A 14,527-nucleotide genomic window follows, 5' to 3' on the forward strand; every position below is an offset into this window, starting at 1 on the left:
GCCGCAGCTTTTCTCCCTCGCGCCGCTCCCGCATCCGCCTTCGCTAAAGCTTCGGCGGACAAGCGCGGGGAGAGGCGAAGATCAGCTCTTCCGCTCCGGCACGCGCTTGATCTTCGCGCCCAGTGCGTTCAGCCGTTCCTCGATGCGCTCATAGCCGCGCTCGATCTGGTCGGCATTGTTGATGGTGGAGGTGCCCTCGGCGCAGACGGCGGCGAGCAGCATCGCCATGCCGGCGCGGATGTCGGGCGAGGTCATCGGCGCGCCGCGCAGGCGGCTGGGGCCGGCGATGATGGCGCGGTGCGGGTCGCACAGCACGATGCGCGCGCCCATCGCGATCAGCTTGTCGACGAAGAACATCCGCGATTCGAACATCTTCTCGAACATCAGGATCACGCCCTCGCATTGCGTGGCCGTGACGATCGCAATCGACATCAGGTCGGCCGGGAAGGCCGGCCAGGGCTGGTCCTCCAGCTTCGGCACATGGCCGCCGAAATCGTCCTGGATCTTCAATGTTTGATTGGAGGGCACGATGAGATCATCGCCCTCGATTCGGCAGACGATGCCGAGCCGCTCGAAACCCATGCGGATCGAGCGCAGATGCTCGACGCCGGCGCGGGTGATGCGCAGCGGCGAGCGCGTCACGGCGGCAAGTCCGATCAGCGAGCCGACCTCGATGTGGTCGGGCTGGATCCGGTAGCTCGCCTCCCCCAGCGTCGCCGCGCCATGGATGACCATGGTGTTGGTGCCGATGCCCTCGATCTTGGCGCCGAGCGCGACAAGGAAATTGGCGAGGTCCTGCACATGCGGTTCCGAGGCTGCGTTGCGCAAGTAAGTGACGCCCTCGGCGGCGACCGCTGCAACGAGAGCGTTCTCGGTCGCGGTGACGCTCGGCTCGTCCAGAAACACGTCGGCCCCGGCGAGCTTTGGCGCGCGGAATTCGAGCCGGTCGGTCGCGGTGACCTTGGCCCCCAGCTGCTCCAGCGCCAGCACATGCGTGTCCAGACGGCGGCGGCCGATGACATCGCCGCCCGGTGGCGGCAGCATCACCTCGCCGCAGCGCGCGAGCAGCGGCCCCGCGAGCAGGATCGAGGCGCGGATGCGCACGCACAATTCAGGATCGAGATCGGCGGCGCGGATGCTCTTGGCATGGATGTGAAGCGTATTGCGGGCAGTCCATTCCGCCGACGCACCGACCGAGCGGATCAGCTCGACCAGCGTTTCGGTGTCGCGGATCCGTGGCACGTTCTCCAGCGTCACCGGATGCTCGGTGAGCAGCGCGGCGGCGATGATCGGCAGCGCCGAGTTCTTGTTGCCGGACGGCTCGATCGAGCCCGAGAGCCGGTGACCGCCCTCGACGATGTATTGGATGGGCGCCAAATGGATTCTCGCTGTCCTGATGGGGTGGGGAGGGCTGTTTCGGGCGGAAACTACAGAGATTTGAGCGCGGGAGCAATTGCGCTGGCAGCCGCTCGGGGGGGGGCCGTCGGTCGTCCTCGGCGGGCTTCAGAACAGCCCGATGATATTCCCGATCACATAGAGGATCGCAATCAGGACCAGCGCCCCGATCATGAAGAAGGAGATTTCGATCGCGATGGCGCCGGTGCCGAGCGTGGCGGCGACGGCAGCAAGCAGCCGTTCCTCCCGGAAGATCAGCGAGAGCACTGAAAGCAGGATGGCAAGCAGGCCGAGAGAGATCGCTGTGACTGACGCGGTTTCGCTCCAGCTTCGCCCCGCGGATTTCTCGACCTTTGGCGCCTGATATTCCACGCCCTTCACCTTCGCGACGATGCGGTCCTTGATGCGATGGCCGGTGTCGACGATTACCTTGTCCGCCGGCGGCGGCGGAAACACGATCGGCACCACCCAATGCGGCAGCACCGCCGTCATCAGCGCCAGCACGCCGACAATGCTGCCGATGATGCCGAGACGGCGTGAGGGCGCGGCGGAACTGGGCGTTGCAGAGGCGATCATGGCGTGAGGCTTCCCGGCCGGAATTGGCCAACGGGTTCATGCCACTTCGTCGCGATCGCCGGGTGTAAGGTTCAGGGCGGTTTCGCCATGACGGTGGTGCGCTCCCTCCCCCGCTTGCGGGGAGGGCGGGGGAGAGGGTATCGCCGCATAGGGACACTCCCCCAGAGGAAAGAGCCCTCACCCGACGCTTCGCGTCGACCTCTCCCGCAAGCGGGAGAGGTTACAGCGAGTGCTTGGCTAGGAGATCAAACCCAAAGCCATTGGGCCTCAGATATCGATCGTCGCGCTCAGCGAATGTTCCTGAATAAAATCGCGGCGCGGCTCGACCACATCGCCCATCAGCTTGGTGAAGATGTCGTCGGCCTCGTCGACCTCCTTGACCTTCACCTGGAGCAGCGAGCGTGCGTCGGTATCGAGCGTGGTCTCCCAGAGCTGCTCGGGGTTCATCTCGCCGAGGCCTTTGTAGCGCTGCAGCGTGATGCCCTTGCGGCCCGCGTCGGTCACGGCCTCGAACAGGTCGACCGGACCGTGGACCACGTGCTCGTTGTCCTTGCGCCGCAGCTTGCCGGAGCGGGCGTAAACGTCCTGAAGCTTGGTTGTGTATTCGTCGAGCTTGCGCGCCTCGGCCGAGCCGAGCAGCGCATCGTCGATCACAGAAGCTTCCTTGACGCCGCGCACGGTGCGCTCGAACAGGAATCCCTGGCCCTCGACGAATTGCCCGATCCAGCCGCGCTCGACCTCCTCGGCCTGGTTGTCGAGCCGGCTCGCGATGTATTGCGCGGCCGCAGCGGCCTTCTCGGGATCGCCGTAGATTTCCTTGTTCAGCACGCCGGTGATGGCGGCCTGCTCGACCACCTTGCGGTTATAGCGGCTGTGCAGATTGCGCAGGATGCTGCGGACGACGCGAGCGTCGTCGACCAGCGCGCGCAAATCGCGTCCGGAGCGGTCGCCGCCGGTGCCGGGGATGTACACGCAGTCATCCAGCCCGGCATCGATCAGATAGTCTTCCAGCGCCCGCTCGTCCTTCAGGTACTGTTCGGACTTGCCGCGTGAGACCTTATAGAGCGGCGGCTGGGCGATATAGAGATAGCCGCCGTCGATGATGTCGCGCATCTGCCGGTAGAAGAAGGTGAGCAGCAGCGTACGGATGTGAGCGCCGTCGACGTCGGCGTCCGTCATCACGATGATCTTGTGGTAGCGCAGCTTCTCGACCGAGAACTCGTCGCTGATGCCGGTGCCGAGTGCGGTGATCAGCGTGCCGATCTGCTCGCTCGACAGCATCTTGTCGGGACGGACGCGTTCGACGTTGAGAATCTTGCCGCGCAGCGGCAGCACCGCCTGGAACTCGCGGTTGCGGCCCTGCTTGGCGCTGCCGCCTGCCGAGTCGCCCTCGACGATGAAGAGCTCGGATTTGGCCGGATCCTTTTCCTGGCAGTCGGCGAGCTTGCCGGGCAGCGAGGAGACCGAGAGCGGGCTCTTGCGCGTCAGCTCGCGCGCCTTTCGCGCAGCTTCACGGGCCGCGGCGGCCTGAATCACCTTGCCGACGATCATCTTGGCCTCAGACGGGTGCTCCTCGAACCAGGCCTGGAGCGCCTCGTTGAGGACGTTCTCGACCACGGGGCGCACTTCCGAGGACACCAGCTTGTCCTTGGTCTGCGACGAGAATTTCGGATCTGGCACTTTCACCGACAAAACGGCGGTGAGGCCCTCGCGGCAGTCGTCGCCGGTCAGCGCGATCTTTTCCTTTTTCGCATTGGCCTCGGCGTAGCCGTTGACCTGGCGCGTCAGCGCGCCGCGGAAGCCGGCGAGATGGGTGCCGCCGTCGCGTTGCGGGATGTTGTTGGTGAAGCACAGCACGTTCTCGTGGTAGCTGTCGTTCCACCACAGCGCGGCCTCGACGCCGATGCCGTTGGCTTCCGAGCGCACCATGATCGGCGCGGGCACCAGCGCCTTCTTGTTGCGGTCGAGATATTTGACGAATTCCTCGACGCCGCCGGAATAATACATCTCCTCGCGCTTCTCGACCGCGTGGCGCATGTCGGAGAGGGCGATGTGAACGCCGGAATTGAGGAAGGCGAGCTCGCGCAGGCGATGCTCGAGGGTCGCGAAGTCGTACTCGATATTCTTGAAGGTCTCGGTCGAGGCGAGGAACGTCACCTCGGTGCCGCGCTTGCCCGGGGCGTCGCCGACCACCTTGAGCGGCGCGACGGCATCGCCGTGGGCGAACTCGATATAGTGCTCCTTGTTGTCGCGCCAGATGCGAAGCATCAGCTTGCTCGACAGCGCGTTGACGACGGAGACGCCGACGCCGTGCAGGCCGCCGGAGACCTTGTAGGAGTTCTGGTCGAACTTTCCGCCGGCGTGCAGCTGGGTCATGATGACCTCGGCCGCCGAGATGCCTTCGCCCTTGTGGATGTCGACGGGAATGCCGCGGCCGTCGTCGCGCACGGTGACGGAATTGTCGGCGTTGAGGATGACGTCGACGCGCGTGGCATGGCCCGCGAGCGCCTCGTCGATCGCGTTGTCGACGACCTCGTAGACCATGTGATGCAGGCCCGAGCCATCGTCGGTGTCGCCGATATACATGCCCGGGCGCTTGCGGACGGCATCGAGACCCTTGAGCACGCGGATCGATTCCGCGCCGTATTCGCTCGCGGTGGAGGGCTCGTTTTCGGCAGCATGCTGCCGAGCAGGTTCTGTCATGAGAGGCCTTCGAGATGTCGCCCGAATCAGCGGCGCAAAAGGCGCTGATTTGCGGGGCTATTTGTGCCACGAAAGACCGCTTGCGCCTAGCGCAAAGTATCTCCCGGCAACCCTTTGAGTAGATGGGGTTTTTTGGCCGATTTTCAAGGCTTTTGGAAGGCGATTTCGGGCGCTGCAAAAAGTGCGATTCGAGGGGCCGTTTTGGGTCTCGAAAGGCGTGGATTTTGCGGGGTCGAGATGGGTGTTCAGGGGCGCGTTCACACAGGTGCCGTCATGCCCGGGCTTGACCCGGGCATCCACGTCTTTGTGCGGAACGCAGAACCTGAAGGGCCGGGACGAGTCCGGCCATGACGATCAACCTCAATACATCTGCAACGGCAGCACGTCGCCGCTCGGGCCCACCATCAGACCCCAGGCCTCGCCGGCGGCAACGGTCAGGGTCTCGGTGCGAGCCGGCCGCCCGGGCAGGCGCAGCGCGTACTGGTACTTGCCGGGCGGCAGGTCGAGCATCGGGCCCTTCGGCGATTGCGGGCCGCCGGCGCCGGCCGCGATCTTCATGGTCTGATTGTTGATCGTGAGCGAGGCTTCCTTCGGGCCGATATTGCCGAGCATGAGCCTCGCCTGTCCTGCCTTCGGCATGATGTCGGCCTTGACCGCGGCATCCGAATTCTTCTGCACCAGATTGACCGTGGTCTCGCCCTTGGCGCGGCCGAGCTTGAGCACGGCGGGGCCTTGTGGCGAGGTAAAGTCGATCTGCGCGCGTTCTGCGGACACAGTCGCGCCGTCGGCCTTTTCCTGCCAGCCGAGCTTGGACAGCTCCGCACGGTAGAAGGCGAGGACCTCGGCGAGCGAAGCGGGGATGCTGGCCTCCAGCTCGCGGCGGAACGGCGTCTCGCTGCCCGGCATCTTTGTGGTGGCGAGCGACTTCGACGAACGCTGCGTCGGCACCGGCAGCTGGGATTCGGGATCGGGCTTGAGCGGCTCGGAGGATTTGGCCTGCACCTCAGGGCTGGCAGCGGGCTTGGCCGCTTCCATCACGAGGCCCGATCCGTCGGCGCGGACATTCACCTTCGGGCCCATTTGCATCACCGTCATCGAGATCGACTTGCCGCCTTTCGAGAACGCCATCACCGCCATGTTGGGCTGGTTGATGACGGAGGGCTGCTCCTTCCAGCCCGCATTCTTCAGTGTGGTGCGGTAGAACGTGCTGAGCGCCTTCACGCTCGACGTGGACGTGAATTCGAGCCTGCCGTCGCCGCCTTCGAAGGTCACGTCTTGCGCGGTCTCGGGCAGTGGCACCGGCGTCTTGCTGTCGGCGAGCGCATTGAGCGGCGCATCGGACAGGGAGGCGGCCTGCGTCTTGCGCCTGGCCTCATCAGCGGCGATGAGCTGCTGAGCCGCGCCTAACGCATCGCCGAGGAATTTCTCGTCGGCCTCCTTCTTCGCCTTGGCGCGGGCGGCGAGCGCTGATTCCTTCACCTGCGCAGTCAGGCTGATCATGGTGAAATCATATTTGCGGCCGAGCCGCAGCACGCCGGTTTCCTCCGCCGAGGAAATCTTGATCGCGACGTCGTCGCCGGGCGCGAGCGGTGCGCTGCCATCCTCCTGCCAGCCGCGCGCGGCGAGCTCGCGATGATAGAAGGCGCGCACGGCAGGCAGCTCGGCCATCGCGGCGGCCGAGATCTCGCGCTTGTTGGAGCTTGCGCTGCCAAGGCTCCGCGCAGATTTGGTCGGCTTGGGCCGCGGCAGGCCGGCCATATCATCGTCGGCCTCGAGCACCTCCGGCAGCGCGAACGGCGCCACCCGGATCTCGACATTGGTGCGGCCGTCGTCACGGCGCGTCAGCGTCAGCATCACCGGCTTCTGCTTGTAGAAGCCGGTCTCCTGGCTGTCAGGGTGCTCGTAATAGGCGCGCAGACCGTTGGGGACGGTCTCGTCCAGGCTGCTGGTCCAGCGCGCGGCGGTCTCCGGTGTGAGCTTTTGCCAGCCGATCGCAGCCATCTCGCGGCCAAAGAAATCCGACGTCGCATCGAGCGCGGTCGGCGCGATGCAGCCGAGATAAGGCCTTGTGCCATCGAACATGATATCGGTCGCGCCGTCAGGGAACGGCACGTTGCCGTAGATCCGGTCGGAGGAGTAGGTGACCACGGATTGATCGGGGCGGCCGAGGCGTTGCGTGAAATGAACCGACAGGCCCTGACGTCCCTTCTTGAAATTCAGCGTGGTGCTCTTTTCGTCCAGCGGCCGCAGATAGGTCACCCAGCCGTCGGCGCCGAGGAGCTTTTTCAGCGCCGGCGCCGTCACGGCTTCCGCCGTCGGCATGCGATATTCGAGACGCCAGGATTCGGGACGCGAAGTGTCCTCCACCGCGCCCTCGAGCTTCGGCAGCGCGTGGACATCGACGACACCCCCGTCGGCGGCCGCCGCGACCGAGCAGCTCGCCACCAGGACAAGGCCGCAGGCCAGCAGCCGCCATCGTGCCGGGACTTGCGCCCCGCGCCGGATCATCGGCATCGTCGAAACTCCCGGATCTTGGCGCGTCGTGATGCCCGCGCAATTGCAGGCTGCGACCCCATCGGCGCGGCCTCAGACGAGAAGTCGCGGCAGGAACCGGCCAGGTTCAACAGGCGGCGCAGTGGACGAACAGCCGACAGGCTCAATACAACTGGAGCGGTGGCCACGCCTCTCCGTCGCGCCCGACCGTGAGCTCCCAGGTATCGCCGGCTGCGACGGTGAGCATGTTCGCGGTGGCCGGACGGCCCGGCACGCTCAGTCCGTAGGCGTATTTGCCGGGCACGAGGTCCAGCGCGACGGCGTTCGCGCCGGCGGGGCGTGGGATGGTCCGCCCGTTGATCGTGAGCACGGCTTCGTTCTCGCCGATATTGCTGAACACCAGCTTGGCCTGGCCCGGCTCAGGCAGGACGTTCGCCCGCCTCGCGACATCCGAATTCTTCTGCACGAGATGCACCGAGGTGCTGCCGCCATTGCGGTCGAGCTCGAGTGCTGCCGGCCCGATCGGCGAGACGAAGGCGAGGCGCGCGTGATCGGCGCTGACCACCGCGTCATCCTGCTGTTCCTGCCAACCGAGCTTTCGAAGCTCAGTACGATAGAACGCGAGGACGTCGCTGAGCGCTGCGGGCACGCGGGCTTCGAGCCTGGTCCGGAGCGGAGCCTCAACGCCGGGCATCACGGTGGTGTGGATCCCTCGATAGCTGTAGCGGGTCGGTGCGGGCAGCTTGGCATCTGGATCCAGCGTCAGCGCGGCCGACAACAGCGGCGGCAGGGTCGACACGAAGGCGCCGGCGCTCGCCGCGAGCAGGCAGCTTGCGAGGAGAGCGAGGCCACACGCAACAAGTTGCCATCGTGCCGGAGCTTGCGCCCCACGCCCTACCGTCGCCATGCTCATGCTCCAAGGATATCGCGAAGGATATCGCGCCTGTCTGAAATCCTGCGCGATGGCCGCTTCTTGCAGCCACAAGCAGCTAGTCGCGACCGCAAACAAGCGGGTTCAACGCGGCGGCCTAGCTTCGGGCCGAGATTCGTCCGCTCTCGACGTCAAAGACTTCGCCCCCTGCGCCGATCTCGGCGAAGGCGGCAGGATCCGCGCCGGTCAGCCACACCTGCGCGCCGAGCTTCTTCAGCTCCTCGAACAGCGCCGCGCGGCGGTTCGGGTCGAGATGCGCAACCACCTCGTCGAGCAGCAGCAGCGGCACGATGCCGGTCATCTCGGCGACCAGCGTCGCATGCGCGAGCACGAGGCCGATCAGAAGCGCCTTCTGCTCGCCGGTCGAGGCATCACGCGCCGGCATGTTCTTGGGCGCATAGACGACCTGCAGGTCGGTGAGATGCGGGCCGTCGGTGGTGCGGCCGGCAATCGCATCGCGCGGGCGATTGTCGCGCAGGATCTGGCGGTAGCGGTCCTCGACCGAGGTTGCGGTCTCCTGGAGCAGCGCGTTCTCCATCCAGCCGTCGAGCGCGATTTGCGCCGAGGGGAAGGCGGATTCTTGCGCGCGGGCGTTGAGCATGCCGGTCAGCCTTGCCGCGGTCTGACCGCGCGTGGCCGCGACCGCGACCGCAAGCTCCGCCGTCTCGCGCTCGATCGCGTCGCACCAATTGTCGTCGTAATTGCGCGTCTCCAGCAGGCGGTTGCGCGAACGCAAGGAGCGCTCGAGTGCGTTGATCCGGCTCGAATGCTCGCTGTCGATGGCGAGCACCAGGCGGTCGAAGAAGCGCCGCCGCTCGGACGCAGCTCCCATGAACAGCCCGTCCATCGCCGGCGTCAGCCACACCATGCGGATGTGGTCGCCGAAGGCGCTGGCCGAACCCACCGGCTCGCGGTCGATGCGGCAGCGCCGGCTGACCGGGCTATCGGCGCGCGGCGCGTCGATGCCGGTGCCGAGCGTGGCGAGCCCCAGCGCGCCCTCGACCTGCGCCGACACCGCCCAGGAGCCGTCGCCCTGGTTATCGGCGACGTCCTCCAGCGTCGCGCGGCGCAGGCCGCGGCCCGGCGACAGGAACGAGATCGCCTCGATGCAATTGGTCTTCCCCGCCCCGTTCGGCCCGACCAGCGCCACCATGTCAGCCGCCGTCTCGAGCCCCGCCGCCCGATAATTGCGAAAATGCGTCAGCGTCAGACGATGAATGCGGGAGGGGGTCATGAGTTGTTCGTCGTGGACGTGGCTCTTCCCCTCCCCCCTTGTGGGGGAGGGTGGCGCCTCACGAAGTGAGGCGACGGGTGAGGGGTATCTTACCGCCCGGCAAGCTTTGCAAGAACGTCTTCCAATACGGCCTCGGATTGCTGCAAAACGTCGTTGTTCCAATAGCGCGCTATAGCAAAGCCCTCAGCGGAGAGAGCCGCGTCGCGCGCTGCGTCGCGTTGCGATTCTGCGTGCTGGCTCCCGTCGATCTCGATCACAAGGCGCTTCTCGAAACAGACGAAATCGAGAATGTAATTCTTGAACGGAACTTGCCGGCGAAACTTGTATGTCGATAGCCGGCGATCCCTCAGCAAGCGCCACATCACAGCTTCAGCATCCGTCGGCTCGTGCCGCATGCTCTTCGCGAATTGGCGGAGATGTTTGGAAACTGGCCGATGGGACGGATCCTGCGGCACTAACCCCTCACCCGACCGAGTCTATATCCTCCAGCGGAGATGCCCTCTCCCACAGGGGGAGAGGGCACAGCAATGCGCACCGCGCGTTTGGCGCAGAACAAAGGCGCTGCTTCACCCTCTCCCCTTGTGGGAGAGGGTGGCTTCGCGGAGCGAAGCCGGGTGAGGGGTTGTCTCCGCATAGGAAGTGCCGAGAGAGCGTCCTCACACCCGCATCGGCATCAGCACGTATAGCGCGCTCTTGTCGTCGCGGTCTTGCACCAGGGTGGGCGAGCCGGGGTCGGCGAGGCGGAGCGTTGCGACGTCGCCTTCGATCTGGGCGGCGATGTCGAGCAAATAGCGGGAGTTGAAGCCGATATCGAGGGCGTCGGAGGCGTATTCGACCTCCAGCTCTTCGGTCGCGCTGCCGGAATCCGGATTGGTCACCGACAGCACCAGCTTGCCCGCCGACAGCGACAGCTTCACCGCCCGCCCGCGCTCGCTCGAAATCGTCGAGACGCGGTCGACCGCGTTCTCGAAATCCTTCTTGTCGACGACGAGCTCCTTGTCGTTGTTCTGCGGGATGACGCGGCCGTAATCGGGGAAGGTGCCGTCGATCAGCTTCGAGGTCAGCACGACGTTGCCGATCGTAAAGCGGATCTTGGCCTGCGACAGCTCGATCGTCATCTCGGCCTCGGTGTCCTCGATCAGGCGCTGCACCTCGCCGACCGTCTTGCGCGGCACGATCACGCCGGGCATGCCCTCGGCGCCCTTGGGCTGGACGAGGTCGAGCTGGGCGAGGCGGTGGCCGTCGGTGGCGACGCCGCGCAGGGTGGCGGTCTTGGCCGTGCCGGCGGCGTGCAGATAGATGCCGTTGAGGTAGTAGCGCGTTTCCTCGGTCGAGATCGCGAACTGGGTGCGGTCGATCAGCCGCTTGACGTCCTTGGCCGCGAGCGAGAACGAGTGCGACATGTCGCCGGCGGCCAGATCCGGAAAATCATTCTCCGGCAGCGTCTGCAGCGTGAAGCGCGAGCGGCCGGCGCGGATTGCGAGCACGGCGCGGTCGCCGTCGGCTTCCAGCACGATCTGCGAGCCATCGGGCAGCTTGCGCACGATGTCGTAGAACATGTGCGCCGGCACGGTGGTGGAGCCCGCGGTCGCGGTTTCCGCCGGCAGCGTCTCCGTCACCTCGAGGTCGAGGTCGGTCGCCTTCAGCGACAATTTGGCGTTCTCGGCGCGGACCAGCACGTTGCCGAGGATCGGGATCGTATTGCGGCGCTCGACCACGCGGTGGACATGGCCCAGCGATTTCAGGAGTTGCGCGCGTTCGACCGTAACCTTCATTGCACTACTCGCCCGATCCCCTAGGAAAACACAGCATTGAGAAGGCCGGGCGGCGGGACGCGCGCCACGGCACCGAAGACCCCGGAAAGCCGGATCATCCAGCCGATATGACCAAAGCCGACAGGGTCGCGCAAGGTGGCGCGGAAAACCATCCGTTTCAAGGGATTGCCGGGCAGTTCCCCACGATTTACCGCCTGAAATGAACGCCGCCGCCCAGGCGTAGGTGCGCTCCCTCGCCCCGTTCTTACGGTGCCGGGACGAGCTTCGCTCGCCCTGAGAGGGGTGGGGTGAGGGGCCTCTCTCCGTGCGTGAGCCTGCCGATGGACCTGTACCCCCTCACCCGGAATCCGCGCTGCGCGCGCATTCCGACCTCTCCCCGCATCCGCCTTCGCCAAGGCTTCGGCGGACATGAGCGGGGAGAGGTGAAGAGAAATAGGCCTTTATTCCTGAAGCTGGCGCTTCAGCGACTCGACTTCCTCGGACAGCGCGGTGTCCTTGGAGACCAGCGCCTCGATCTTGCGCACCGCGTGCAGCACGGTGGTGTGGTCGCGCCCGCCGAAGCGGCGGCCGATCTCGGGCAGCGAGCGCAGGGTCAGGGTCTTGGCGAGGTACATCGCGACCTGGCGCGGGCGGACCACGTTGGCGGTGCGGCGCGAGGACAGCAGGTCTGAGCGGCTGACGTTATACTGCCGCGCCACCACGCGCTGGATGTCCTCGATCTTGATCCGCTTGGGCTCCTGCGGCCGCACCAGGTCGCGCACCTCGTGCTCCGCCATCTCCAGCGTCACCGGCCGGTTGTTGAGCTTGGAATGCGCGAGCAGGCGGTTGATCGCGCCTTCGAGATCGCGGCCGTTATGGGTGATGGTGCGCGCCAGATAATGCAGCACCTCCTCAGGCACCTCGAACGTCGCATGATGGGCGCGGGCCGCGGCGACGCGCGACTTCAGGATGCCGTGGCGCAGCTCCTCGCCGAGCGAGCCCATCTCGACCACGAGCCCGCCGGCGAGCCGCGAGCGCACGCGGTCATCGAGGCTTTCCAGATCGGACGGCGGACGGTCGGCCGCGATCACGACCTGGCGGCCGGCGTCGATCAGCGCGTTCAGCGTGTGACAGAACTCGGCCTGGGTCGACTTGCCCTGCAGGAATTGGAGATCGTCGATCACGAGCACGTCGATGCCGCGCAGCGCTTCCTTGAAGGCCAGCGCCGTCTGCGTCTTCAGCGCAGCGACGAAGCCGTACATGAATTTTTCCGCCGTGAGATACAGCACCTTGCGCTCGTTGCCGGAATTGCCGGCCCAGGTCACCGCCTGCAAGAGATGCGTCTTGCCGAGGCCGACGCCGGCATGGATGTAGAGCGGGTTGAACATGACGGGATCGCCGCGACGCCCTTCCGCGACTTGGCGCGCGGCGGCATGCGCCAGTGTGTTGGAACGGCCGACGACGAAGCTCGCGAAGGTCAGGCGCGGATCCAGCGGCGAGCCGCCGAGCGCGTCGTGATTGGCCGAGACCGGCGCGGTCGCGGTCGAGCGCAGCTCCGGTGTCGGCGCGCGGCGCGCCTCGACCGGCGCGGGCGCTTCCTTCGGCTGCGCCACCGGGCGCACGGCGGAGCGGACCGTGAGATCGATGCGATGCACTTCCGGCATCTCGGCCTGCCAGCACGACAGCACGCGCTCGGCATAATGGGCCTGGATCCAGCTCTTCAGGAACCGCGTCGGCACCGAGAGGCGCACGCTCTCGTCCTGCACGCCTTCCAGATCCATGCGTGCAAACCAGCTCGTGTAGACGTCCTCGCCAACGCTCGAGCGCAGCCGACCCTTCACGCGTGACCAGCGATCCTGTTCCATTGTCATCGTCAGAAAACTTCTCTTGAGAGATATAGTTGCGTTGTGAGCGCCATGCAGGGTTCCTGCCACGGTCCCTGCAGTGGCGCGACCTCAAGCGAGTCCATCGTCAGGCATGGCTCGACCGTCAGGCGCGAACGCCGCAGGTCAGATCAGCGATGTCAGAGATGGAGGGGTCGCGAGGTCAGCGCGTACTCGGCGCTCCGTCACACGCGGGGGCCTGGAGGTCCGACGGAGCAGGAACGGCATCGCTGGAATAGGAAACGTGCTTCAATACCGCGTTGAGTCCGTAAGACATGATACCTCCCCGTCCTGCCGTGATAACTCACGACAAGGTCCTGCGTGTCCTGAAGACAACCGCGCCGTACTCCTGTCGCGGATGCCTGCCCAATGTACTGGTCGTCCGCTCGACTTCGCCCACCTTGCGTGCCGGGGTCGCTCTGCGATGTCTCTCATGCTTGGCGCGAGCGGGAAGATCCCGCTGGAGACATTCAGGCAAAAAGCTACCATTCCCATATTGCTATGGGTTTTGAACCGACATCGCTTGTTGAAGCGTCGCCTACGTGCACATCGCCGCCGATTTGCACGCTCGCCCCGTTTCCTAAACCGCGCTGGTCTGAAGATCGTGGGCGCCGCTGACCACTTAAGGAATACACTAAGCGGAAAGACTCGCAACGAAATTGATTCACACTTGAGGCACCAAAAAACTTGACCTCGGTTAACGCCGCGCGCGACTTGTTCACAGGCTGCGAAGCAAGTTTTTGAATCCGTGCACAGAATCGAGAATGCCGCAGCTCATGTGACAATTCTCAGCCACCGCCAAAATTTTTTAACAAATTCGTCACGCGCTCGACGTGCGGGCGAATTTTCCAAATGCTTGTCGCTGCTATGTTGATAAGTGATTATCGAGTCATCGTTTTTCGAGACTCGTTTTGCAGGGTAACTCCACCGTGACACACATTCCGGTGAATCTTACGGTGTGCTGAACTCGCGTCGGCGCCAATTCAATTCGAACCCGCAGCACAGGGGTTTTTTGCAACGCGGTGAAGTTTCCGCTGTTGCAGAAAACGGCCGGTAGAACTACGGGACGAGGAATAGCGCCGACGATGCAAATCGTCCAAGCGAAGATCGAGCGTCGTCTGACTGCTTGCGCGAATATGACAGTCAACAAAAAAGCCCGGCGCGATGCCGGGCTTTTGACGCGCTGACCGGATCGACCGATCAGATGATGCTGCGAGATGACGTCGCGAGCTTACTTCGCAAGATTACTTGGTGAGCTTACTTGGCGAGCTTGGCGATCTGCGCGGTGAGGCGCGAGACTTTGCGGCTGGCGTTGTTCTTGTGAATGATGTTGCGCTGGGCGGCGCGCATCAAGGCGGGCTCGGCGGTCGCGAGAGCCTTCACGGCTGCGGCGCGGTCGCCGCTCTTGATGGCTTCCTCGACAGTGCGCACGGCGCCGCGCATCTGGGTGCGGCGCGACTTGTTGACGGCGGTGCGGCGGGCGATCTTGCGCGTCGCTTTCTTGGCGGAAGTGGTATTGGCCATGGTCTCAATGTCCTTTGCGGGTACCGGTCGCGTC

Annotated in this window: 10 protein-coding genes; all 10 read right to left on the reverse strand. The window is 65.1% G+C overall.

The window, feature by feature from the left end; translation table 11 throughout:
• Positions 1-81 precede the first annotated feature (81 nt).
• The 10 genes from murA to rpsT all read right to left on the reverse strand — a co-directional run bounded on the left by murA (position 82) and on the right by rpsT (position 14,493).
• Positions 82-1,377, reverse strand: a complete 1,296-nt coding sequence (murA, locus tag YU9_RS0108430; protein ID WP_027572406.1) for a UDP-N-acetylglucosamine 1-carboxyvinyltransferase — start codon at positions 1,375-1,377, stop codon at positions 82-84.
• Between the two features lie 126 nt (positions 1,378-1,503).
• Positions 1,504-1,971, reverse strand: coding sequence for a hypothetical protein (locus tag YU9_RS0108435; protein ID WP_027572407.1), 468 nt, complete (start codon positions 1,969-1,971; stop codon positions 1,504-1,506).
• 267 nt (positions 1,972-2,238) lie between these two features.
• Entirely contained in the window at positions 2,239-4,674 is a 2,436-nt protein-coding gene (gene gyrB, locus YU9_RS0108440) for a DNA topoisomerase (ATP-hydrolyzing) subunit B (protein ID WP_027572408.1), read from the reverse strand.
• 360 nt (positions 4,675-5,034) lie between these two features.
• Positions 5,035-7,188, reverse strand: coding sequence for a hypothetical protein (locus YU9_RS0108445; RefSeq protein WP_027572409.1), 2,154 nt, complete (start codon positions 7,186-7,188; stop codon positions 5,035-5,037).
• A gap of 142 nt (positions 7,189-7,330) precedes the next feature.
• Positions 7,331-8,074, reverse strand: a complete 744-nt coding sequence (locus YU9_RS0108450; RefSeq protein WP_027572410.1) for a hypothetical protein — start codon at positions 8,072-8,074, stop codon at positions 7,331-7,333.
• A gap of 121 nt (positions 8,075-8,195) precedes the next feature.
• Positions 8,196-9,332 carry a DNA replication/repair protein RecF gene (gene recF, locus YU9_RS0108455; protein WP_027572411.1) on the reverse strand — a complete coding sequence of 379 codons (1,137 nt, stop codon included), beginning with the start codon at positions 9,330-9,332 and terminating at the stop codon, positions 8,196-8,198.
• An 89-nt stretch (positions 9,333-9,421) separates the two neighbouring features.
• The gene (locus YU9_RS0108460; RefSeq protein WP_027572412.1) at positions 9,422-9,787 is read right to left on the reverse strand and encodes an endonuclease domain-containing protein; all 366 of its coding nucleotides are present in this window, start codon (positions 9,785-9,787) and stop codon (positions 9,422-9,424) included.
• Between the two features lie 201 nt (positions 9,788-9,988).
• Positions 9,989-11,107 carry a DNA polymerase III subunit beta gene (gene dnaN / locus YU9_RS0108465; RefSeq protein WP_027572413.1) on the reverse strand — a complete coding sequence of 373 codons (1,119 nt, stop codon included), beginning with the start codon at positions 11,105-11,107 and terminating at the stop codon, positions 9,989-9,991.
• A gap of 440 nt (positions 11,108-11,547) precedes the next feature.
• Positions 11,548-12,957, reverse strand: coding sequence for a chromosomal replication initiator protein DnaA (gene dnaA, locus YU9_RS0108475; protein ID WP_027572414.1), 1,410 nt, complete (start codon positions 12,955-12,957; stop codon positions 11,548-11,550).
• A 1,269-nt stretch (positions 12,958-14,226) separates the two neighbouring features.
• Positions 14,227-14,493: a 30S ribosomal protein S20 gene (rpsT, locus tag YU9_RS0108480; RefSeq protein ID WP_024338506.1), complete on the reverse strand. Its 267-nt coding sequence runs from the start codon at positions 14,491-14,493 to the stop codon at positions 14,227-14,229.
• Positions 14,494-14,527: the final 34 nt, after the last annotated feature.

The sequence above is a fragment of the Bradyrhizobium sp. WSM1743 genome, from assembly GCF_000473065.1.
Lineage (GTDB): Bacteria > Pseudomonadota > Alphaproteobacteria > Rhizobiales > Xanthobacteraceae > Bradyrhizobium.

Bases quoted from the DNA above. Each gene is read 5' to 3' on its own strand.
- YU9_RS0108435 (WP_027572407.1), bottom strand. From the start codon at position 1,971: ATGATCGCCTCTGCAACGCCCAGTTCCGCCGCGCCCTCACGCCGTCTC.
- gyrB (WP_027572408.1), bottom strand. From the start codon at position 4,674: ATGACAGAACCTGCTCGGCAGCATGCTGCCGAAAACGAGCCCTCCACC.
- YU9_RS0108445 (WP_027572409.1), bottom strand. From the start codon at position 7,188: ATGCCGATGATCCGGCGCGGGGCGCAAGTCCCGGCACGATGGCGGCTG.
- YU9_RS0108450 (WP_027572410.1), bottom strand. From the start codon at position 8,074: ATGGCGACGGTAGGGCGTGGGGCGCAAGCTCCGGCACGATGGCAACTT.
- recF (WP_027572411.1), bottom strand. From the start codon at position 9,332: ATGACCCCCTCCCGCATTCATCGTCTGACGCTGACGCATTTTCGCAAT.
- dnaN (WP_027572413.1), bottom strand. From the start codon at position 11,107: ATGAAGGTTACGGTCGAACGCGCGCAACTCCTGAAATCGCTGGGCCAT.
- dnaA (WP_027572414.1), bottom strand. From the start codon at position 12,957: ATGACAATGGAACAGGATCGCTGGTCACGCGTGAAGGGTCGGCTGCGC.
- rpsT (WP_024338506.1), bottom strand. From the start codon at position 14,493: ATGGCCAATACCACTTCCGCCAAGAAAGCGACGCGCAAGATCGCCCGC.